16 protein-coding genes are annotated in these 21,691 nt (G+C 66.0%); 3 read left to right on the top strand and 13 right to left on the bottom strand.

Features of this window, described 5'->3' with window-relative positions:
* Window position 1 precedes the first annotated feature (1 nt).
* The 12 genes from trbJ to ACIGKL_RS01845 form a co-directional block, all read right to left on the bottom strand.
* Window positions 2–736 (bottom strand): P-type conjugative transfer protein TrbJ, encoded by a 735-nt coding sequence (gene trbJ / locus ACIGKL_RS01900; RefSeq protein ID WP_397485034.1) that lies wholly within the window; start codon window positions 734–736, stop codon window positions 2–4.
* Window positions 733–3,162 (bottom strand): conjugal transfer protein TrbE, encoded by a 2,430-nt coding sequence (gene trbE / locus ACIGKL_RS01895; RefSeq protein ID WP_397485033.1) that lies wholly within the window; start codon window positions 3,160–3,162, stop codon window positions 733–735. Before trbE ends, trbJ begins: the two co-directional genes overlap by 4 nt.
* 11 nt (window positions 3,163–3,173) lie before the next feature.
* Window positions 3,174–3,446, bottom strand: coding sequence for a conjugal transfer protein TrbD (locus ACIGKL_RS01890; protein ID WP_397485032.1), 273 nt, complete (start codon window positions 3,444–3,446; stop codon window positions 3,174–3,176).
* Window positions 3,443–3,856: a TrbC/VirB2 family protein gene (locus tag ACIGKL_RS01885; protein ID WP_397485031.1), complete on the bottom strand. Its 414-nt coding sequence runs from the start codon at window positions 3,854–3,856 to the stop codon at window positions 3,443–3,445. The genes ACIGKL_RS01890 and ACIGKL_RS01885 overlap by 4 nt, the downstream gene beginning before the upstream one ends.
* A complete protein-coding gene (gene trbB, locus ACIGKL_RS01880; protein ID WP_397486234.1) occupies window positions 3,756–4,724 on the bottom strand; it encodes a P-type conjugative transfer ATPase TrbB in 969 nt (322 codons plus the stop codon). Before trbB ends, ACIGKL_RS01885 begins: the two co-directional genes overlap by 101 nt.
* A 59-nt stretch (window positions 4,725–4,783) precedes the next feature.
* Window positions 4,784–5,218 (bottom strand): CopG family transcriptional regulator, encoded by a 435-nt coding sequence (locus ACIGKL_RS01875; RefSeq protein ID WP_397485030.1) that lies wholly within the window; start codon window positions 5,216–5,218, stop codon window positions 4,784–4,786.
* Entirely contained in the window at window positions 5,215–7,206 is a 1,992-nt protein-coding gene (locus ACIGKL_RS01870; RefSeq protein ID WP_397485029.1) for a conjugal transfer protein TraG, read from the bottom strand. The genes ACIGKL_RS01875 and ACIGKL_RS01870 overlap by 4 nt, the downstream gene beginning before the upstream one ends.
* Before the next feature lie 213 nt (window positions 7,207–7,419).
* Entirely contained in the window at window positions 7,420–8,634 is a 1,215-nt protein-coding gene (locus tag ACIGKL_RS01865) for a DUF3422 domain-containing protein (protein ID WP_397485028.1), read from the bottom strand.
* Between the two features lie 385 nt (window positions 8,635–9,019).
* Window positions 9,020–10,405, bottom strand: coding sequence for a VOC family protein (locus ACIGKL_RS01860; RefSeq protein ID WP_397485027.1), 1,386 nt, complete (start codon window positions 10,403–10,405; stop codon window positions 9,020–9,022).
* Window positions 10,406–10,643: 238 nt separating this feature from the next.
* A complete protein-coding gene (locus ACIGKL_RS01855; RefSeq protein ID WP_397485026.1) occupies window positions 10,644–13,691 on the bottom strand; it encodes an FAD-binding and (Fe-S)-binding domain-containing protein in 3,048 nt (1,015 codons plus the stop codon).
* 4 nt (window positions 13,692–13,695) lie between these two features.
* Window positions 13,696–14,946 carry an aspartate aminotransferase family protein gene (locus ACIGKL_RS01850; protein ID WP_397485025.1) on the bottom strand — a complete coding sequence of 417 codons (1,251 nt, stop codon included), beginning with the start codon at window positions 14,944–14,946 and terminating at the stop codon, window positions 13,696–13,698.
* 135 nt (window positions 14,947–15,081) lie between these two features.
* Window positions 15,082–15,993, bottom strand: coding sequence for a LysR family transcriptional regulator (locus ACIGKL_RS01845; RefSeq protein ID WP_397485024.1), 912 nt, complete (start codon window positions 15,991–15,993; stop codon window positions 15,082–15,084).
* A 145-nt stretch (window positions 15,994–16,138) separates the two neighbouring features.
* Between ACIGKL_RS01845 and ACIGKL_RS01840 the strand changes: the two genes are divergently transcribed.
* From ACIGKL_RS01840 to ACIGKL_RS01830, 3 genes are all read left to right on the top strand, one after another.
* Window positions 16,139–17,629: an aldehyde dehydrogenase family protein gene (locus ACIGKL_RS01840; protein ID WP_397485023.1), complete on the top strand. Its 1,491-nt coding sequence runs from the start codon at window positions 16,139–16,141 to the stop codon at window positions 17,627–17,629.
* A 263-nt stretch (window positions 17,630–17,892) separates the two neighbouring features.
* Complete coding sequence (gene nhaC / locus ACIGKL_RS01835) at window positions 17,893–19,299, top strand: Na+/H+ antiporter NhaC (RefSeq protein ID WP_397485022.1); 1,407 nt, start codon at window positions 17,893–17,895, stop codon at window positions 19,297–19,299.
* An 82-nt stretch (window positions 19,300–19,381) separates the two neighbouring features.
* Window positions 19,382–20,668 (top strand): NAD(P)/FAD-dependent oxidoreductase, encoded by a 1,287-nt coding sequence (locus tag ACIGKL_RS01830; RefSeq protein ID WP_397485021.1) that lies wholly within the window; start codon window positions 19,382–19,384, stop codon window positions 20,666–20,668.
* A 320-nt stretch (window positions 20,669–20,988) separates the two neighbouring features.
* Here ACIGKL_RS01830 and ACIGKL_RS01825 read toward each other — a convergent pair whose 3' ends face one another.
* Window positions 20,989–21,612, bottom strand: a complete 624-nt coding sequence (locus ACIGKL_RS01825) for a trimeric intracellular cation channel family protein (RefSeq protein WP_218582968.1) — start codon at window positions 21,610–21,612, stop codon at window positions 20,989–20,991.
* Window positions 21,613–21,691 lie beyond the last annotated feature (79 nt).

Here is a 21,691-nt window from a genome sequence, read left to right as displayed (position 1 = left end):
CCTACCGATAGAACTGCACGGGGTAGGGGGTGTAGGGCGTGCCGCTGCCCATAAAGCGCCGCCGCCGTTCGCGCGCCTCCTCGGCCGCGGCAGCCTGGCGGGCCAGCTCCAGGGCGATGGCCCGGTTCTGGGTGATCTGCAGCTGCTGTGCCTGGATCGACTGCTTGGCCTGCAGGGCCAGCAACTGGTTGGTGGCTTGGGCGGCCTGCAAGGCGCCACCCGCGGATTGGCTCTGCTGCACCAGCGCGGCCAGGGCGCTCTCGTCCTCGGCCAGGTTCTGCGTCACCTGCGCCTGCACGCGCAGGGCGGTGTGGAGCCCGTCGAGCCCCTGTTGCCAGCGCTCTCGGGCTTCCTCGGCCAGGCGCTGGCTGCTGACGTCGCCGGTGTACTCGGCCGGATAGAGGCGGGCGAACTCCTGATCCAGGCGCTGCACCTCGTAGGCCAGCCCCTGGGCCTCGGCCAGCAGCCGCTCGGTACTGGCCAGGCTCATGCGCAGGCGGTTGAGCACGTTGTAATCCAGGCGCGCCAGGTGGCGGCTCTGGTTCAGCAGCATCTGGGTCTCGTTCTGCAGTTGGCGAACCTGGTTGTTGACCATCTCCAGGGTGCGTACCGCGGTCAGGGTGTTCTGCGCCAGGTTGGTCGGGTCGATCACGGTGAAGGCGCTGGCCGGCTGCAATACCAGCAGGCCCAGCGTCAGCAGGGCGGCGGATGGATAACGGCGGATTCGGTGATTCATGGCAGGCACTCCTTGCGTGACGAGGGATAAGCGGTGAGCAGGTCGGCGGCCCAGTCCAGGCCGCGGTGACGCAACCAGGCAGGGGCGAAATCGGCGGTGCCGGACGCCTGCAGGATGCGGTCGATCTCGCGCTGCTCGGCCGGGCTTGCCGAGGCGGCGAAGGACAGCGTTACCGGCCCCAGGTCGAGGTCGAATAGGCGATTGCCCAGGCGCGACTGGTAGTAGTAATCACGCTTGGGCGTGGCCTGGGTGATGATCTCGATCTGCCGGTCGTTGAGGCCGAAGCCTTGGTAGATGCCGCGGACCTGCGGCTCGCCCGCCTGCGGGTTGGGCAGGAAGATGCGACTGGCGCAGCTCTCGATAATTGCCGCGGCGATGCTGGAGTCCTTGATGTCGGCCAGTGACTGGGTGGCGAAGATGACGCTGACGTTTTTCTTGCGCAGGGTCTTGAGCCACTGACGGATGCGCGCGGCGAACAGCGGGTCGTCGAGAAACAGCCACGCCTCGTCGAGGATCATTAGGGTCGGCTCGCCGTCGAAGCGCTCCTCGAAACGGGCGAACAGGTAGCTCAGCACGGCGGCCACCGCCGCCTTGCTGTGCATCAGTTCCTCCATCTCGAAGCACTGCACATCGGCGCTGCCCAGCCGATCCTGATCGGCATCCAGCAATGCGCCATGAGCACCGCCCAGCACGTAGGGTTGCAGCGCCTGGCGCAGGACGTTGTCCTGCAGCAGCACCGAAAAACCGGTCAGTGTGCGCTGCGCCTCGGGCGCGCCAGCCAGGCTGTCGAGTGCCGTCCACAGCGCAGCCTTCTGCTCGGGGCCGACGGCCACGCCTTCCTGCAGCAGTCGAGCCTCCAGCCACTCGGCGGCCCAGGTTCGGTATCCCGGCTGATCGATGCGCGCGAGGGGTTGGAAGGCCAGGTCGCCATCGCCTCCGAGGTCGTAGTGCTCGCCACCCAGGCCCAGCACCGTTGCGCGCAGCGAACGCCCCATATCGAACAGAAACAGGCGCGCGCCCGGGTAGCGGCGAAACTGCAGGGCCAGGGTCGCCAGCAACACCGACTTGCCCATGCCGGTAGGGCCGGCCACCAGGGTGTGGCCGACGTCGCCGACATGGGTGACCAGGCGAAACGGCGTCGCGCCATCGGTGCGGGTGATCACCAAAGGCGGGCCATCCAGATGTTCGTTGCGGGTGGGGCCGGCCCAGACCGCCGAGACCGGCATCAGGTGCGCCAGGTTGAGCGTGGAGATCAGCGGCTGGCGGACATTGGCATAGGCGTTGCCGGGGATCGACGACAGCCAGGCCTCCACCGCATTGAGGCTCTCGGCGATGGTGACGAAGCCGCGTCCCTGGATTACCCGCTCGACCCGGCGCAGCTTTTCGTCCGCGACCTGGGCGTCGTCATCGCTCACCGTCACGGTGGCCGTCACATAGCCGAATGCGACTTGGTCGGCGCCAAGCTCCTGCAGCGCCGCGTCGGCATCGCTGGCCTTGTTCGCCGCATCGCTGTCGAGCAGTGGGCTTTCCTGCTGGAAGATCGCTTCGCGCAGCAGTGCCAGGACGCCCTTGCGCTTTGCGAACCACTGCCGGCGTAGGCGCACCAGTTCCTTCTCGGCCTCGTCCTTGTCCAGGCAGATAAAGCGGGTCGACCAGCGATAGGCGAAGCCCAGGCGGTTGAGGTCATCCAGCACGCCGGGCCAGGTCGAGGTGGGGAAGCCACGTACCGACAGCGTGCGCAGGTGCTGCTCACCCAGGCGTGGCGCCAGGCCCGTGGTCAGGGGACTGTCGGCCAGCAGGGCATCGAGGTGGAAGGGCACCTCGGGCACCGCCACCCGCTGGCGAGGGGTCGAAATCGTGGCATGCAGGTAAGTCAGCGTCTGGCTGTCATCGAGCCAGGCTAACTCCGGCATCACTCCGTCCAGCAGGTCGAAGAAACGATCCGTCTCGGCGACGAAGGCGGCCAGCCGTTCGCGCCAGTCGACACCACGTTGCGCCCGGTGCTCGTAGAGCAGGCCGGCGGCGCGCGAGCGCGACTCCTCCGGCGGCAGGTAGAGCAGCGTCAGGTGGTAGGTACTCTCGAAGTGGCTACCCTGAGCCTCGAAGGCCGCGCGGCGCTCCTCGTCCACCAGCCAGGACAGTGGCTCGGGAAAGTCGCCGTTGGGGTAATGCGCCGCCGCCAGGCGCTCGGCCTCGACAAACAGCGCCCAGCCCGAGCCGAGGCGACGCAGGGCATTGTTCAGGCGCGCCGAGGTGGCCACCAGTTCGCCCTGGGTGGCACTGTCCAGGTCCGGCCCGCGAAAGCGCAAGCTGCGTTGGAACGAGCCGTCCTTGTTCAGCACCACGCCGGGCGCGACCAGGCCGGCCCAGGGCAGCCAGTCGGCGAGCTGGGCGGGGCGGCGCTGGTATTCGGTGAGGTTCAGCATGGCGGCGCTCCTCACACATCCAGCAGCGGGGGCTGCTTGATATGCCGGGCGAACACCTGGAGGAACTGCGGGTCCAGGCGGGCACCCCATACCGCCAGCGAGTGGCCGACCAGCCACAGCGCCAGGCCCGGCAGCCACAGCTGCAGGCCCAGACCGACCACGGCCGCCAGGGTACCGTTGAGGATCGCCACGTTGCGCGGCGCGCCGCCGAGCAGGATCTGCTCGGCCAGCGAGCGGTGCAGCGGCACCTCGAAGCCGGGGATGAGTTCGCGCTCGCCGTTCATGCGACCACCGCCCCGCCGGCAAAGCTGAAGAAGCTGAGGAAGAACGACGACGCGGCGAAGGCGATCGACAGGCCGAAGACGATCTGGATCAGCTTGCGAAAGCCGCCGCTGGTGTCGCCAAAGGCCAGCGTCAGGCCGGTGGAAATGATGATGATCACCGCGATGATGCGCGCCACCGGGCCCTGTACGGATTCGAGGACTGCTTGCAGCGGTCCCTCCCAAGGCATGCCGGAGCCAGCAGCGAGCACCGGCAGGGAGGCGCCTAGGCAGAGGGCTCCGAGCAACAAGGCGCCGATGAGGCGACGACGATTAGCAACGCGGGGATGGCAGGCAGTCATGGCTGTTTTCCTGAGTAAGCGAAGGAATGAATGCGGGGGCGATGGAGGTGAGTTGATAGCCGCGCTCGTCATAGCCGGTGACGCGGGCGATCTGCTGGACATAGCGCGCGCGGCCACGGCCGGCGAGAAACACCACCAGGTTGACCGCCTCGGCGATCAGCGCCCGCGGCGCTGTCAGGGCGACTTCCAGAATCAGTTGCTCCAGGCGCAGCAGTGCGCCCTGTGCAGAACCGGCATGAAGGGTGGCGATACCGCCGGGATGACCTGTGCCCCAGGCCTTGACCAGGTCCAGCGCTTCGCCGCCACGAACCTCGCCGACCACCACGCGATCGGGGCGCAGACGCAGCGTGCTGCGCACCAGATCAGCCATGGAGACCACGCCGGGCTTGGTGCGCAGAGCGACGTGATCGAGGGCCGGACATTGCAGCTCGACCGTGTCCTCCAGCACCAGCACGCGATCGCCGCTGTCGGCCACCTCGGCCAGCAGCGCGTTGGCCAGGGTGGTCTTGCCGCTGCTGGTGCCGCCGGCCACCAGGATGTTCTGTCGCTCGTGCACGGCCACGCGCAGGTGTTCTGCCTGCGCGGCGCTGAGGATGCCGTCGGCGACGTACTGCTGCAGCGGGATGACCCCGGCGGCGCGTTTGCGCAGGGCAAAGGTCGGCCCGGCTACCACCGGCGGCAGTATGCCCTCGAAGCGTTCGCCGGTTTCCGGCAACTCGGCGCTCAGCAGCGGCCGGCCACGATGTACTTCCGCGCCGACATGCGCGGCCACCAGGCGGATGATCCGCTCGCCGTCGGCCGCCGCCAGCGTGCCCAGGCGGGAGCGGCCGACTGACAGGCGATCCAGCCAGAGCACGCCGTCGGGGTTGAGCATCACCTCGACCACGTCTGGATCATCCAGGGCGGCAGCGATCAGCGGGCCCATCGCCGTGCGCAACATGCGTGTGCGACGATCCAAGGAGGTCGCCGCCGCGCTCAGCACGATGGAAGAGGAGCAGTTCATAGGCGCTCTCCAGTGGCCTGAGCCTCTGCCTGAACCTCCTCGTGCACCTCTCTGACCAGGCTGCGCCCGCGCTGCAGGTGACGCCCCAGTTGCTCGACGAATTGGCTGAAGCGCAGCTTGCCCTGCGCGCGCGCCGCCTCTTGGTGCGCTTCGGGCACCGGTGTGCTGACCGTGAGGAAGTAGCGCACGTAGAGCGCCATGGTCTCGATCAGGATGTGCTGGTCGCGTTCCAGGCGCTCGAACTGACGTGACAGGCGATCCAGGCGTTTGGCCATGGCCACCTCGCGCTGCTCGCCGGACTCGGGCGACAGCCAGGAGGCCAGCGCCGCGGCGATGATCGAGGACTTCGACACGCCCTTGGTGATCGCCAGTTCGTTCAGGCGCTTGGCATGCTCGGGTTGGATAAACAGGTTCAGGCGGGCTCGGCTCATAGGGCTATTCCATCGTCAGGGTCGAGGGCGGCCAGCCGCGCCACGCGCTGCAAGCGTGGATCCGGCTGGGTGGAGAAGGGCGCTGGGACGTCGTCCTCGTCGAGCAGCAGCAGGTCGCTGGCCAGCTCGTCGTGCTCCGGCAATTGGGCGAGTTCCGCCAGCTCGGGCTGACGACGCGGGCCGCCGTCCTCGACGGTCTCGTCCTCACTCAGGTCGGCCGGCGGCGCAACGACGGCCGCAGGCACGGCCAGGTCGCTCCAGTCGTCCACGCGTGGCGCCGGTGCGTCGGCGTAGTGGCCCGGCTGCAAGCGCGGTGCTGGCAGTACCCGACTCTGGAAGTTGGTATCGGTGTAGTAGCGCAGCTTCTTCGCGCGGATCGGTGCGAGTCCCGAAAGCATCACCACGGCCTCGTCGCTGGGCAGTTGCATTACCTCGCCCGGGGTCAGCAGTGGGCGGGCGGTTTCCTGGCGCGACACCATCAGATGGCCCAGCCAGGGCGCCAGACGGTGGCCGGCGTAGTTGCGCTGCGCGCGCAGTTCGGTGGCAGTGCCGAGGGTCTCGGAGATGCGCTTGGCGGTGCGTTCGTCGTTGGTGGCGAAAGTCACCCGCACGTGGCAGTTGTCGAGGATCGAGTGGTTCTGGCCGTAGGCCTTGTCGATCTGGTTCAGCGACTGCGAAATGAGGAAGGCGCGCAGTCCATAACCGGCCATGAAGGCCAGCGCCGTCTCGAAGAAGTCCAATCGCCCCAGCGCCGGAAACTCATCGAGCATCAGCAGCAGCTTGTGCCGACGTTCGATTCCGTCGGAGCCGTCGAGTGACTCGGTCAGACGCCGGCCGACCTGATTGAGGATCAGGCGGATCAGCGGCTTGGTGCGGCTGATATCCGAGGGCGGCACCACCAGATACAGCGACACCGGATGCTCGGCTGAGATCAGGTCGGCGATGCGCCAGTCGCAGCGCGAGGTGACCTCGGCCACCGTCGGGTCCCGATACAGTCCGAGGAAGGACATGGCCGTGGACAGCACACCCGAGCGCTCGTTGTCGCTCTTGTTCAGCACCTCCCGCGCCGCCGAGGCCACCACCGGATGCGGGGCATCGCCCAGGTGCGGCGTGCTCATCATCCGATGTAGGGTCAACTCGAAGGTGCAGGCCGGATCGGAAAGGAAGTTGGCGACGCCGCGCAGGGTCTTGTCCTGGCCTGCGTAGAGCACGTGCAGGATGGCACCGACCAGCAGCGCGTGACTGGTCTTCTCCCAGTGATTACGCCGCTCCAGCGCACCTTCCGGGTCGACCAGGATGTCGGCAATGTTCTGCACGTCGCGCACCTCGTGGGCGCCGCGACGCACTTCCAGCAACGGGTTGTAGGCGGCCGAGGCCAGGTCGGTGGGGTTGAACAACAGGCAGTGGGAGAAACGCGAACGCCACCCTGCGGTCAGGCTCCAGTTCTCGCCCTTGATATCGTGGATGACCGCCGAGGCCGGCCAGGAGAGCAGGGTGGGCACCACCAGGCCGACGCCTTTGCCCGAGCGCGTCGGCGCGAAGGTCAACACATGCTCGGGGCCTTCGTGGCGCAGGTACTGGTCGTCGAACTGGCCGAGGAACACACCCGCAGGCTGGGTCAGGCCGGCCTTGCGCACCTCATCAGAATCGGCCCAGCGCGCCGAGCCATAGGTGGTAACCCGCCGTGCCTGGCGCGCCCGCCAGATCGCCATGCAGATGGCCACCACCAATGCCAGTAGGCTGCTGCAAGCGGCGATGCTGCCGCCGACGTTGAAGATGTCCGGCGCATAGGCATCGAAGACGAACCACCACTCGAACAGACGCCAGGGGTGATAGACCGGTGTACCCAGCAACTCGAACCAGGGTGTCCCCAGGCGAGTCTGGTAGCCGAGCGCAGCAGCCGTCCACTGCGTGGCACCCCACACTCCGGACAGGGTAATGGCCAACACCACCAGCACCTGGCCGTACAGCACCGTCGTTGCATGCATCCCTGAACCCAACCTCCCTGGCAAAACGCACGGCACGCCGATGTGCCGCGGGCGAGAGGTTCGGTACTGGAGGAGTAGGGGTCAAAGACCGTTTCGAGGAAGATTGATGCTGGGGTGACAACAGTTCTGGCTGTGGCGATTGGAAGGCAAGCAATGCCTGATGCAGTGCACAGGTTTACCAAGGCGCAGAGGCGGGGCGAGGTTAGGCCTTGGCTATTCGCGCTGCGCCCTCCTGATACGATGGATGATGGTGCCCAGGACCAGTACCACCAGCGGCGCGGCATAGAGGCTGGCGTCTCGCGGCGAGAGGTCCAGGCCCATGCTGCGCGCGCCTTCGTAGAGCAGCTTGAAAAGGCTCAGCAGGTAGTAGCTGATGGCGATGATCGACAGCCCCTCGACCGCCTTCTGGATCTTGATCTGGGTGGTGGCGCGTTCGTTGAGGCTGTGCAGGATGGCGCAATTTTGCTCCTCCACCTCCACCTGCACGCGGGTCTGCAGCAGTTCGCCGAGGTTGGCCACGCTCTCGTTGACCCGCTCCAGGCGCTGCCGGGTGGCCGAGCAGTAGCGCACGGTCGGGCGGAAGCGCCGCTCGATGAACACGCCCAGACGTTGGCGGCCCTGGACATGCACCTCGCGCAGTTCGGCGATACGCTCGAAGACGATCTGCGCATAGGCCTCGGTGGCGCTGAAGCGCTGGCGGGTCCTGGCGGCCTGGCGGACGATGCGTGCCGAGAGGTGGGAGATGCTCTTCAATATCTGCCGGGCGTCGCTGCTGGAATGAGCGTTCTGGTCGGACAGTTCGGTGAGCTCGCGCTCGTAATCCCGCAGCACCCTCGCGAGGTCCTTGGCCACCGGCAGGGTGAGCGAGGCCATCATGCGGTAGGTCTCGATCTCCAGCAGACGGCGGACCATGCGCCCCAGGCGGTAGGCATTGAGGTTGTGGTTGACCAGGAGGATGCGGTTGACGCCGTCCGGCGTCAGGCGGAAATCACTCCAGATCACCGCGTCGCCGGCGCCGACCTGCGAGCCGCAGGGGTCCTTGAAACCGTAGCGCGCGGTGCTGCCTTCCCATTCCTCGGCGGACTCCACCAGCACCTGCGAGCATTCGATCAGCAGCTCCTCGTGCCCCTGGATTAGGGCGGCGAGGCTCTCCGGCAGCGGCGGCCAGAACTCCGCGCGAGCCTGCTTGGGCACGACCATGGTGAGGGAGAGGAACTCGGTGTGCCGCTCCCACTTGGTCGCGTATCCATCCAGGCTGACCAGCCCCTGCAGGGCGTCTGCGGCCTGGTCGTCGAGGGCCTCGACCAGGCGATCCAGCGCGTCACCGCGCTCCAGTAGTGTCAGGTGATAGACATGGGCCGGCTCGTTGAAATAGATCGAGGGGCGCGCGTGCAGCTCGTCATGCAACTCGCTGCGCATGGGATGCATCGTCTGGCTGGTGTTCACTGAACTCGGGTCCGGGCGGGTTGGCGGAATCGACGCGGGCCGCGGTCCAGGGTGATGCGCACGACCTAGGCGGCCCCGCGACACCCTACGGACCGCCGCTGTTATCTGGACGGACGCCGGATCGTGGCGAGACGGCACACTATGGCGCTGACCAGCGCCAAGGCATCAGGCCGCCGCTCCGGTAGGAGCCGCGCCCCGCGGCGAATAGGTCCGTTCAGGCGACTGAAAGGCGTCGCTCCGGGGCACCCAGCATCGCCCAGCCGATCCATCCGCCCGCTCCCGCCGGTTCTCTCGTAGGGTGGAGCGCGCTTTATCGATCCACCGCATGCGCCTGCGGTGGATGTAATAAGCGACATCCACCCGCCATTTAGAGCAGCGGCAGGCCGAGCACGGCGCGGCACTCATCGAGCGAGCGCTGCTCGGTGGCGGCATAGAGCTGCAGCTCGTCGAGCACCGTGGCGCCCAGGGCCGCCTGGAAGTCCGCTTGGTTGGAGCTGATTGCGTAGCTTGCCTGGGCGTTGTCGCCGAGGTTGGATTGGAAGATCCCCGCCGCGCTGACCGGCAGGAAGTCTTCGTACACCAGCGGATCGAAGCGGATATGGCCGGCGGCGATCAGCGCCTCCAGGGTCTGCGGACGCTCGCTGGCGACACGACCCTGCTCGGTGACGCGGTAGCGGAAGTAGGCCAGACCTTCGGTGCGCATCTGCGCGTAGCTGTCGGGGAAGGCGCGAAAGTGCTTTGCCAGCAGCTCGCCGTACAGCGCGGCATTGGGTTCGCTAGGCGCTTCCCCGAGTTCGGCGCGGGCGGCATTGAGCAATTGGTCGTAAAGGGCGCGGCCCTTCGGGGTCAGGGCCGCGCCGCGCTGTTCGATCTCGCCGAAGCGGGCGGTGTGGCTGCCGTCGGCGCCCTGCTGGTCGGTGAAGGCGACCTTCTCCTGCAGCGCCTTGAAGCTGGTCTGGCGCAGCAGGATCGGGCAACGGCGACGGGGCGGACCTTCGACCACGGCCTTCGGCGTGATGCCGCGGGTGGGCATGCTGGCCTGGATCTGGTCGATGTCCAGGGTACGCGGCGTCAGGTGATTGATATGCGGCCCCTTGAATGCCACCACGTCGGCGATCAAGCGGTGCTGGGCGTGCAGCTGGTCGTACTCGGCGGCACTGACGGTGGCCTGGGTGTGCCAGCGGAAGGTCTCCAGGGCCTGGGTCACGAACTCCCTGGCGTCCGCCTCATTCAGACCACCATCGGTCTCACACTGCTCGATCAGTTGCAGCGCTCGCGGCGTGAAGATATTGCGCTTGGCCAGCAGGCGCGCGGCCAGGTCGCGCAGCTCGGGGTTGTCGATCAGTTCCAGGCGCAGCAGTGAGGTGAACACGCGGAACGGGCTGTGCTGCAGGGCGGCCTCATGCACCGCGCGGAAGGCCGTGGAGTGGACCGGCACGCCAGCCGGACTGAGGTCGTAGTATCCCACCGGCTGCATGCCCATTACGGCGAATAGACGGCCGATGGTGGCCAGCTCACTGGCGGTGCCGACACGGATGGCGCCGTGACGCTCCATGGCCAGGCGCTCCAGTTCGCCGCTGTGTTGCAACTGTTCGGCGATTTCGGGGCTGTCTTGCAGCAGCTGCTGGTTGACTTGTTCGACCAATTGCAGGAGATCGCCATAGAGCGGGACTTCTGCCTTGTACATATCGGACATGGCACGAGAGAACTGCGCGCGAATCTCGGATGGATCGATGAACGCCGGTTTGCTCATGATCAAGCAATCTCCTGGAAGGCATGGGTGGGTTGAAGCCTGGGCATGGATCGGATTTTGGGCAGCGGCGCGGCGCGGTACAAACGACATCTTCTCAGTACTTCATTCGCTGGGGGAATGAATGATCGCTGTAGATGGAGTCACTGCTGCAACGAGCAAGGCATCTATTCCAACAGGTGCGTAGGGCTATAAAAAACAACCCCCGGCAAGCTGGGCCGGGGGCTTAGAGCAAAGGGGGTCAGGGCCGGCACAAGTGCCGTTTCAACGCCTGGATGGGGTGGGGCAGCGATAGCGCGCTGAGGCGCTCGGCCTGGCTGCGGCAGGAGTAGCCGTTGGCCAGCAGGCGTGCGGGGTCGATGTCGCCTTCGACCCGCTCGCGCCAGGACAGGTCGTAGATCCGCTCGGAGGTCTGCCGGTTCGCCGCCTCGTGCCCATAGGTGCCGGACATGCCGCAGCAGCCCAGCGGCAGGCTCCTGAGGTTCAGGCCCAGGTGCTGGAACACCTGGGCCCACAGTGCCGTCGCGGCCGGAGCGTTGGTCTTCTCTGTGCAGTGGCCCAGCAGATAGTAGTCCGCGCCGGGGTTGGCCATGTTGACGTCCAGCCTGTCCAGATTCTGCGCCAGCCATTCCTGCGGCAGCAGCACTTCGGGCGCCGCATCGCCCAGGAGCTTGTGGTACTCCTGGCGGTAGACCAGGGTCATGGCCGGGTCCAGGCCCACCAGTTGCACGCCATGGCCAGACAGCGCGTTGAGCATTGCTGCATTCCGGCGCGCGGCCTTGTCGAAGGCGCCAAGGAAACCCAGCACCTGCTGCGGCTTGCCGTTGGGCAGAAAGGGCGCGAGCAACACCAGGAAGCCTAGGCGCGAGAGCACCTCGATCAGATCCGCCAGTACCTCGGTGTCGAAGTAGCGGGTAAAGGCGTCCTGCACCAGGATCACGCTGCGTTCGCGTTGCGCTGCGGTCAGTCGGCGCAGGTTTTCCGGCGTGGCCTCAAGCACGTCCCAGCGCTCTAGCGTCGCCTTCAGGTCGAAGCGACTGAGCAGCGGGCTGTCGACCATGCCGGCGTAGCGGCGCAGCACGGCCTGGCTCAAGCCCAGCTGCATCAGGCCGTTGTACAGCCAGGGCAGCTTGGCGAAATAGGGGATGCTGTACTCCAGCGAGCCGATCAGATAGTCCTTCAACGGGCGCAGGTAGCGGCTGTGGTACAGCTCGAGGAAGCGCGAGCGGAATTCCGGCACGTTGACCTTGACCGGGCATTGCCCTGCACAGGATTTGCACGCCAGGCAGCCCGACATGGCCTCGAACACCTCGTGGGAAAAGTCCGCCTCGCCGCGGCGCTTGCCCAGGCTATTACGGATGCGCGCCGGCAGCGTGCGCAGGGTCGCCAGGCCACGGCTGCGCTCGGCCGCCTGCAACACATCGACCCCGGCCTGGCCCTGCAGGCGCAGCCATTCGCGCAGCAGCGAGGCGCGGCCCTTGGGCGACTGGGTGCGTTCGCGGGTGGCCTTCCACGACGGGCACATGGCGTCGTTGGGGTCATAGTTGTAGCAGGCGCCGTTGCCGTTGCAGTGCATGGCCGCGCCGTAGCTGCTCCACACGCGCTCGTCGATCTGCCGGTCGAGGTCGCCGCGCAGCGGCACTTCGTCGACCTTGGTCAGCTCGCTGCCAGCCGCCAGCGGCGTGGCGATCTTGCCGGGGTTGAGCTGGTTGTCCGGGTCGAAGGCGCTCTTGATCGCCTGCAGCGCCGGGTACAGCTCGCCGAAGAAGCGCGGCGCGTACTCCGAACGCAGGCCCTTGCCGTGCTCGCCCCAGAGCAGGCCGCCGTATTTGTGGGTGAGGGTGGCCACGCCATCGCTGATCGGGCGGACCAGCGCCGTCTGGGCGGGGTCTTTCATGTCCAGCATCGGGCGTACGTGCAGCACGCCGGCATCGACGTGACCGAACATGCCGTACTGCAGCTGATAGCCGTCGAGCAGGGCACGGAATTCGGCGATGTAGTCGGCAAGTGCCTCGGGCGGCACGGCTGTGTCTTCGACGAAGGGTTGCGGGCGCACTTCGCCGTCCACGTTGCCCAGCAGGCCTACCGAACGTTTGCGCATGGTGTATACGCGCGCCACGGCAGCGGCGCCACGGGCGATGGTGTGGCCGATGCGCTGCACGCTGGCATCGCTGCTCAGGTGGGCGGTGAAACGCTCGACCTGCTCATCCAGCGCCGCGGCGTCGTCACCGCTGAACTCCACCAGGTTGATGCCTTGTGTCGGGATGGCCGGATTGGCCGGGAAGTACTCGGCCACGTCATGCCAGACGATGTCCTTCATCGCCAGATTGAGCACCCGCGAGTCCACCGTTTCGATGGACAGCGGTGCCATGGCCATCAGCGCCTGGGCATCTCTGAGCGCGTCCATAAAGCTGGCGTAGGACACATTCACCAGCACCGAGTGCTTGGGGATTGGCAGCACGTTGAGGGTCGCTTCGACGATGAAGCCGAGCGAACCTTCCGAGCCGCAGAGAATGTTGTTGAGGTTGAAGCGGCCGTCGGCGTCGCGGATGTGCGCCAGGTCGTAGCCGGTCAGGCAGCGGTTGAGCTTGGGGAAGCGCTGTTCGATCAGCCCGGCGTGTTGCTCGTGTACCTGCAGCACGGCGCGGTGCACGTCGCCGAGGCGGCTGTCGTCCTGCAGCGCCTGTTGCAGCGCGTCCTCGCTGAGCGGGGCGCTGTGCAGGCGCTCGCCGCCGAGCAGGATGGTCTGCAGTTGCAGCACGTGATCGCGGGTCTTGCCGTAGGTGCAGCTGCCCTGGCCGCTGGCGTCGGTGTTGATCATGCCGCCGATGGTGGCGCGGTTGGAGGTCGACAGCTCCGGGGCGAAGAACAGCCCGTGCGGCTTGAGCGCGGCGTTGAGCTGATCCTTGACCACGCCGGCCTGCACGCGCACGCGGCGCCGCTCGGGGTCGATCTCGAGGATGCGGTTCATATGCCGCGACAGGTCCACCACCAGGCCGTGGGTCAGCGACTGGCCGTTGGTGCCGGTGCCGCCGCCGCGCGCGGTGAGGACGATGTCGCGGTACTGCGCTTGCGCGGCCAGGCTGGCCAGCAGGCGCACGTCTTCGTCGTGCAGGGGAAACAGCGCCGCTTGTGGCAGGCGCTGGTAGATCGAGTTGTCGGTCGCCAGCACGGTGCGGCTGCCGTGGTCGGGGGCGATTTCCCCCTGGAAGCCAGCCTGCATGAGCGAGTCGAGAAAGGCGCGGTAGTGCCTCGTGAGCGCTGCCGGTGGAGCTACTTGGGCAATCATGGTGCTAGCGGATACCTGCCAGGCAGTCTTCGATAATGTCCAGGCCCTGCTCGAACAGCGCCGGCTCGATGGTCAACGGCGCCAGCAGGCGCACGATATGCCGGCTCTTGCCGCTGGGCATCAGCAGCAGGCCGCGCTCGCGGGCCGACTCCAGCAAGGCGGCGAGTTGCGTGGTGCCGGGCTTGCCGTCGGTCGTCAGCAGTTCGATGCCGCGCATCGCCCCGGTGCCGGTCAGCCGGCCCAGGCAGGGCGAGATCGCCCGTTCGCGCCAGCTGGCGTAGCGGCGCACGATGGCCTGCTCCTGCGCCTCGCCCCAGGTCGCCAGGTTGGCATCGCTCATCGCCTCCAGGCTGGCCAGCGCGGCGGCGCAGGCCAGCGGGTTGCCCGAGTAGGTGCCGCCGAGGCCGCCCTTGGGCAGGGTGTCGAGCAAGTCCTTGCGGCCGACCACCGCACCAAGCGGCAGGCCGCCGGCGATGCTCTTGCCGAGCAGCAGCAGGTCCGGCTCGATGCCCAGACGGCTGAAGGCGAAGCGCTGCCCGGTGCGACCGAAGCCGGACTGGATCTCGTCGGCGATCAGCAGGATGCCGTTGGCGTCGCATAGCGCGCGCAGGCGCTGGGCGAACTCGGCGTCCATGGCCAGGAAACCGCCTTCGCCCTGTACCGGCTCGAAGACGATGCAGGCGACTTCGTTGATATCGACCTCAACGCTGAACAGCCGCTCCAGCGCCTGCAAGCCTTGCTCGGCGCTGACGCCGGTATCCGCGCTGGGGTAGGGCAGGTGGTAGACCGGGCCGGGCAGCACGCCGACGCGCTGCTTGTACGGGGCGACCTTGCCGTTGAGGTTGAGCGTGGCCAGGGTGCGACCATGGAAGCCGCCGTCGAAGGCGATCACCACGCTGCGTCCGGTGGCGGCGCGGACGATCTTCAGTGCGTTCTCCGCCGCCTCCGCGCCGCTGTTGGTGAGCATGCCGGCCAGCGGGTAGCTGAGCGGGATGAACGCGGCGAGGGCGTCCATCAGCTGGCGGTAGCCGCTGTGCGGAACTGCGTTGAAGGCCGAGTGGGTCAAGCGCTGGGCCTGCGCGCCGATGGCCGCGACCACGCCAGGGTGGCAGTGGCCGAGGTTGAGTACGCCGATGCCGCCGACGAAATCGATGTAGCGCTTGCCCTCGGTGTCCCAGACCTCGGCGTTGCGGCCGTGACTGAGGGTGATCGGGTGCACGATGGACAGCGAGGCACTGATGGGCGACGTGCTCATGCGCGGCCCTCGGGCAGCGCGGAGGCATGAAATGACATTGCGGCGTTCCTCGTCGAAGGGGGGATTTCCTTCTATGAAAACGAGGAAGGCCGAGGCTGCACAAACGAAAAAAAATTACCGGGTCATTCCAAGGATTCAGGAACTAGCATGCCCCTGCCGGCCATGCGCCTTGTCCAGTATCCAATCGACAAAGCTTCTGACCTTGGGAATATCGATCGACTGCTCGGCATAGGCCATGTAGTGCGAGCCTTCGCTGGGCTTGTGATGCACCCAGGGAATCACCAGCTTGGCGTCGTCCAATTCGTCCTCGACCAGAAAACGCGGAACCAGGGCGATGCCGCAGCCCGCGCGAGCGGCGCGGATGCACATGTAGAAAGTGTCGAAACGCGGCCCGTGGTAGCTGTGCTCGGTGTCGATGCCCTGTTCCTCGAACCATTCGTGCCAGGCCTCGGGGCGCGACGTGCACTGCAGCAGGACGAACTCGGCCAGCTCTGCGGCGCCTCGTAGCGAACGTCCCTGCAACACGTCCGGCGAGCACACCGGCACCACCTCCTCGCCGAACAGCTCGATGCAGGTAGCCCCCGGCCAGGAACCCTGGCCGTAGAAGAAGGCCACGTCCGCCTTGGCCTGCACCAGATCGAAAGGCTCCAGTTCGCTCCTGATGTCGAGGTGGATATTGGGGTGGCGCTTGGAGAAGCCCTTGAGGTTGCTGATCAGCCAGCGCGCGCCGAAGGTCGGTTGGGTGGCCACCCGCAGCACCTCGGTTTCGCCGCCGTAGGAGAGGATGTAGCGGCTGGAGATATCCACCTGGGTAAGGATCTTGTTGACCTCGGCCAGGTACAGCTCGCCTGCCGGGGTCAGCTGCAGGCGCCGGCGCACGCGGTGGAACAGCAAGTGCTGGAGCATGTCCTCGAGTTGGGCGACCTGTTTGCTCACCGCGCTCTGGGTCAGGAACAGCTCTTCGGCGGCGCGGGTGAAGCTCATGTGACGGGCGGCGGCCTCGAAGCACTGCAGGGCGGTCATGGTGGGCAGCAGGCGCTTGGGCATGGTGGTCTCGCGGGCAGGTGGACGGTGAGTTCATTCTGCTGGGGAATGATGTGGTGCGTAAAGGTCGTTTGTTGGCCTGCGCAAATCGGTTCGATACTGACCCCCGTCAATGAACCCCAGCGCTCAGCGGATGTAGGAGAACAACATGGTTGGCGAGCTGCTCAACACCCTCGGCGTGCAAGCCCACGCGTACCAAGGCGGCGATCATGCCGTGCACAGTCCCATCGATGGCAGCCTGATCGCCTCGATCAGCCTGGAAAGCGCCGACGCCGTACCGGCCAAGGTGGCGGCGGCGCATCAGGCCTACCTTAGCTGGCGCGACGTCCCCGCCCCACGCCGTGGCGAACTGGTGCGCCTGTTCGGCGAAGTGCTGCGCGAATACAAGACCCAGCTCGGCGAGCTGGTGTCGATCGAAGCCGGCAAGATCACCCAGGAAGGCCTGGGCGAAGTGCAGGAGATGATCGATATCTGCGACTTCGCCGTCGGCCTGTCGCGCCAGCTGTACGGCCTGACCATCGCATCCGAGCGTCCGGGCCACCACATGCGCGAGTCCTGGCACCCGCTGGGCGTGGTCGGAGTGATCAGCGCCTTCAACTTCCCGGTCGCGGTCTGGGCTTGGAACACCTCGCTGGCGCTGGTGTGTGGCAACTCCGTGATCTGGAAACCGTCGGAGAAGACCCCGTTGACCGCGCTGGCCTGCCAGGCGCTGTTCGACAAGGCGCTGGCGCGTTTCGGCGATGCACCGGCGAACCTCAGCCAGCTGATCGTCGGCGATGCCAAGGCCGGCGAGGCGTTGGTGGACGATGCGCGCGTACCGCTGGTCAGTGCCACCGGCAGCACCCGCATGGGTCGTGCAGTCGGCCCGCGTGTTGCCGCGCGCTTCGCCCGCAGCATCCTCGAGCTGGGCGGCAACAACGCGATGATCCTCACCCCCAGCGCCGACCTCGACCTGGCTGTGCGCGGCATCCTGTTTTCCGCGGTGGGCACCGCCGGCCAGCGCTGCACCACGCTGCGCCGCCTGATCGTGCACCGTTCGGTGAAGGACGAAGTGCTCGCCCGGGTCAAGGCCGCCTATGCCAAAGTGCGCATCGGCGACCCGCGTGCCGGCAACCTGATCGGCCCGCTGATCGACAAACAGGCCTTCGACGCCATGCAGGACGCCCTGGTGCGTGCGCGCGACGAGGGTGGTGCGGTGTTCGGTGGCGAGCGTCGTCTGCAGGAGCAATACCCCAACGCCTACTACGTTGCCCCGGCCATCGTCGAGATGCCGGCGCAGAGCGAAGTGGTGCGTCACGAGACCTTCGCGCCGATTCTCTACGTGCTGGCCTACGACGATTTCGAGCAGGCGCTGGCGCTGAACAACGAAGTGCCGCAGGGCCTGTCGTCCTGCATCTTCACCACCGATGTGCGCGAGGCCGAGCGTTTCCAGAGCGCCTCGGGCAGCGACTGCGGCATCGCCAACGTCAACATCGGCACCAGCGGCGCGGAGATCGGCGGGGCGTTCGGCGGCGAGAAGGAAACCGGCGGCGGACGCGAGTCCGGCTCCGATTCCTGGAAGGCCTACATGCGCCGCCAGACCAACACCATCAACTATTCCCGCGAGCTGCCCCTGGCTCAGGGGATCGTCTTCGACTGACCCAGCGTTCGCCATGCCGGCCAGGGTCGGCATGGCGTTCCCTCATCGACACCGAGAGTCAGTAGCCGTCGACCGTTACACGGCGGCCTCTGCCCGCGCGCACCAAGGGCGGCACAGGCCGTGAATGCAGAGCAATAACAACAAGAGAGGCTCGCCATGAGTGCTACACCCCTTTTCGCGTACTGCCCCCATAAAAACAGAGGAGTTTGACCTTGGACGCTCATAAAGCAGTGACCAGGGAGGCGCCGTCCTTTGCTGTGGCAGTGGCTCCCCTCGTAATTACCGCCATCTTGCTGATGGTCCAGTTCTTCGTCTTCGAGGATTTCACCCCCCATGTGCCGCTCGCCCTCGGCGTGCTGGTGTGCGGACTCTTTGCGGTATGCCGGGGCACGCCCTGGTTCAGCATCGAGGCCTCGATGTTCAAGGTGGTGCGCATCGGTATCCCGGCCATCTTCATCCTGATGTGCATCGGCATGCTGATCGGCTCGTGGATCGCCTCCGGCACCGTGCCCACGCTGCTCTATTACGGCTTCGGCTACCTGTCGGCCGGCAGCTTCCTGGTAGTGACCTGCCTGCTTTGTTCGCTGATCTCGCTGATGACCGGCACCTCCTGGGGTACGGTCGGTACCGTGGGGCTGGCGCTGATGGGCGTGGGCGAAGGCCTGGGCGTACCGGCCTACCTGACCGGCGGCGCCATCGTTTCCGGTGCCTTCTTCGGCGACAAGATGTCGCCGCTGTCGGAAACCACCAACCTGACGCCCGCCGTGTGCGGCACCGATCTCTGGAGTCATATCAAGGGCATGTTGCCGACCACCGTGCCGGCCATGCTCATCGCCCTGGCGCTGTACGCCTGGATAGGTTCCAGCTATGCGGGCAATGTGGTGGATGCCAGCGGTATCGAACTGATGCGTGCCGGCGTCGAGCAGCATTACCGGATCGGCCTACTCACCCTGCTGCCGCCGCTGGTGGTGGTTGTCCTGGCGATGCGCAAGGCGCCGGCCCTGCCGGTGATGTTCGCCGGGGTAGTTCTGGCTGCTGGCGTGGCGGTGTTCTACCAGGGCATTGGCCTGAAGGAGCTGACCAACGTGCTGCAGAACGGCTTCGTCAGCCAGACCGGCGTCGCTTCGGTGGACAAGCTGCTGTCCAAGGGCGGCATCATGTCGATGACCTGGGTGATCACCCTGACCTTGATCGCACTGGCCTTCGTCGGCGCCCTGGAGGCCCACGGAACCCTCGACGCCATGCGCAAGAAGCTCGACCAGGTGATCAAGGGCCGCTTCGGCCTGGTGCTGAGCAGCCATACCAGCGTGCTGGGTGTCGGCACCCTGGTGGGCGATGTCTACACCTCGTTGGTACTGCCGGGGCAACTGCTCAAGGACAAGTACGCGGCCATGGGCTACAAGCCGACCGTGCTGTCGCGCAGCATCGAGGATTGCGGCACGCTGTGCTCGCCGCTGATTCCCTGGAACATGGGCGGGGCGTTCGTCTCCTCCTCGCTGGGTGTGCCGACCCTGCTGTATGCGCCGGTGGCGTTCGCCTGCTGGTTGTCGCCTGTGATAGGTCTGATCTGGGCCGCCACCGGCAAGTTCATGCCGCGGGTCGAGGCGCAGTCGCCGGCTGAAGCCAATGCCGCTGCCGAACATTACCGGACAGCCGCGCCGCAGCGTTAAACGAGCAAGCCAATCCCCCGGCGTGCCGGGGGATTATTTATTTACCGCGCTAACTGATGTGGATGTTGAAGAGGTAGATGACATGACGGTTTTTCATCAACAGTGCCTCTGGGAAAAGGCAACGCCCGAGCGGATCGAGGCCGGTACGCTGCGCGGGGTGGTCAAGGTCGATGTCTGCGTTATCGGTGCTGGCATCACCGGGCTCAATGCTGCGCTGCGCCTGCTGGAGCAGGGCAGGACGGTGTGCCTGCTGGAAGCCCATGAAGTCGGCCACGGCGGTTCCGGGCGTAACGTTGGCCTGGTCAACGCGGGTACCTGGATCAAGCCGGACGACGTCGAGGCGGTACTCGGCAAGCAACGTGGCGAGCGCCTCAACAGCGCGCTGGGCCAGGCGCCGGCCGAGGTCTTCGCACTGATCCAGCGGCACGCCATCGACTGCCAGGCGCGGCACCAGGGCACCCTGCACATGGCGCACAACGACGCCGGGCTGGACGACCTGCGCGCCCGCGAGTCGCAGTGGCAGCGGCGTGGGGCGGACGTCGAACTGCTCACTGGCGCTGTCTGCGCCGACTACTGCGGCACCGACAAGGTCACCGGCGCGCTGCTCGACCGCCGCGCCGGCACCATCAACCCGATGGCCTACACGGTCGGCCTGGCGCAGGCGGTGCAGCGCCTGGGCGGCGCGCTGTACCAGCATTCGCCGGTCAGCCAACTGCAGCGCCAGGGCAGCGACTGGCTGGTGCGTACCGCGCACGGTGAGGTCTGCGCCGGCCAGGTGGTGATCTCCACTGGCGCCTACACCGAGGGCGAGTGGACCGAGCAGCGGCGCAGCTTCTTCCGCGGCTATTACTACCAGGTCGCCTCGGTGCCGCTGAGCGGCGCAGCGGCCGACGAGATCCTCAAGCACGGCCAGGGTTCCTGGGACACCCGCACGGTGCTCAGCAGCATCCGCCGCGATGCCGAGGGCCGGCTGCTGCTGGGCAGCCTGGGCAAGGCGAGCAACAAGCCGGACTGGTTCGTCCGTCGCTGGGCCGACCGCATCCAGCAGCACTACTTCCCCGCGCTGGGGCGGGTGGAGTGGCAGATGCACTGGACCGGCTGCATCGACTTCACCCCGGATCACCTGATGCGCGTGTTCCAGCCGGCTGCCGGCCTGGTCGCGGTGGCCGGCTACAACGGCCGCGGCAACACCACCGGCACGCTGATCGGCAGGGCGCTGGCAGACTTTCTGCTGAGCGACGATCCAGAGTCGATGCCGCTACCCTTCGAGCCGATGCAGGCGGTATCGGTGCCGACGCTGAGAAGCTATCTCTACGAAACGGGTTTTTCCCTCTACCACGCCGGACAGTGTCTGAAAGTGGTGCTTTGAACTGCATAGGCTTCGCAAAGAGTAACCTGCCGTGGGGGCGCTCTATAAAAGGGCTCAATGCCCCCCAAAAATCGCCCCAGCGGTGAAGCAGGGCATATAGCCTCGTCGGTCGAATGGCACTCCATAGAAGGTAGCGACAGTTTCCGGTGCCAACAGCCAATCTGATCTCTATTAACGGTAGTTTCGGGAAGAAACAGTCACTGATGGCCTACGCCCTATAGGCAGATTGCTCTGCATGCAAGGCGGTGCGGCCATTTTTTTTAGAGCAGATACCGCACGATCACACAGAGTTCTGCACAGCTCTAATACGCAACAGAGAATCAGCTTGCCCGATAGCGGTTAGGCAGTTTGATATTGAATTTGATCGCCAAGGCACGCAGCACAAACGCAACCATAAAACCGCCAAGCAAATCGTAGCTATTCGAGTGACCCAGGGTGCTGAGACCGTAGTAGGTAACAGAACCTGCCAGGGTGGTTGTTATATACAGTTCTTCGTTCATGAGGGTCAGATTGCTGCCACACAACACATCGCGGGCAATCCCGCCAAATGTGGCGGTTACAACACCCATGCAAATTGCGATCAGCGGCGAAGCCTCAGCCGCCAGGGCCACTTCAGTGCCCACCGCCGCGAACAAGGCGATGCCGATGGCATCCATCCAGAGCAAAGCACCGGTCAGCGAAGTCAGCCTGGGCGCAACGAAATAGGTGGCTGCAGAAGAAGCAAGGCAAATCACAATCCAGATAGGTTCTCTAATCCAGAAAACAGGTAGATTCCCCATCAGCACATCACGCAACGTGCCGCCCCCAATACCCGTGGCAGTTCCAATCAGCATAAAGCCCAAGATATCCATCTTTAGCCTCGCTGCACTCAGCGCTCCGGAAATGGCAAAGACGGCCACCGCACACAGCCCCATGATATTCACTACAGCGGTAAGGTCGAACAACACAAAACTCCTCACTTACAACAAAACAACCATATTCAGTATTGCCTTGCGCCAAGGCAAATGGCGCGGCGGGGGAGGC

Origin of the sequence: Pseudomonas sp. NPDC077186 (assembly GCF_044543505.1) — a bacterium.
Taxonomy (GTDB): Bacteria; Pseudomonadota; Gammaproteobacteria; order Pseudomonadales; family Pseudomonadaceae; genus Aquipseudomonas.
The sequence above is the reverse complement of the archived record's forward strand: the minus strand, read 5'-3'. Positions and strand labels throughout refer to the sequence as shown.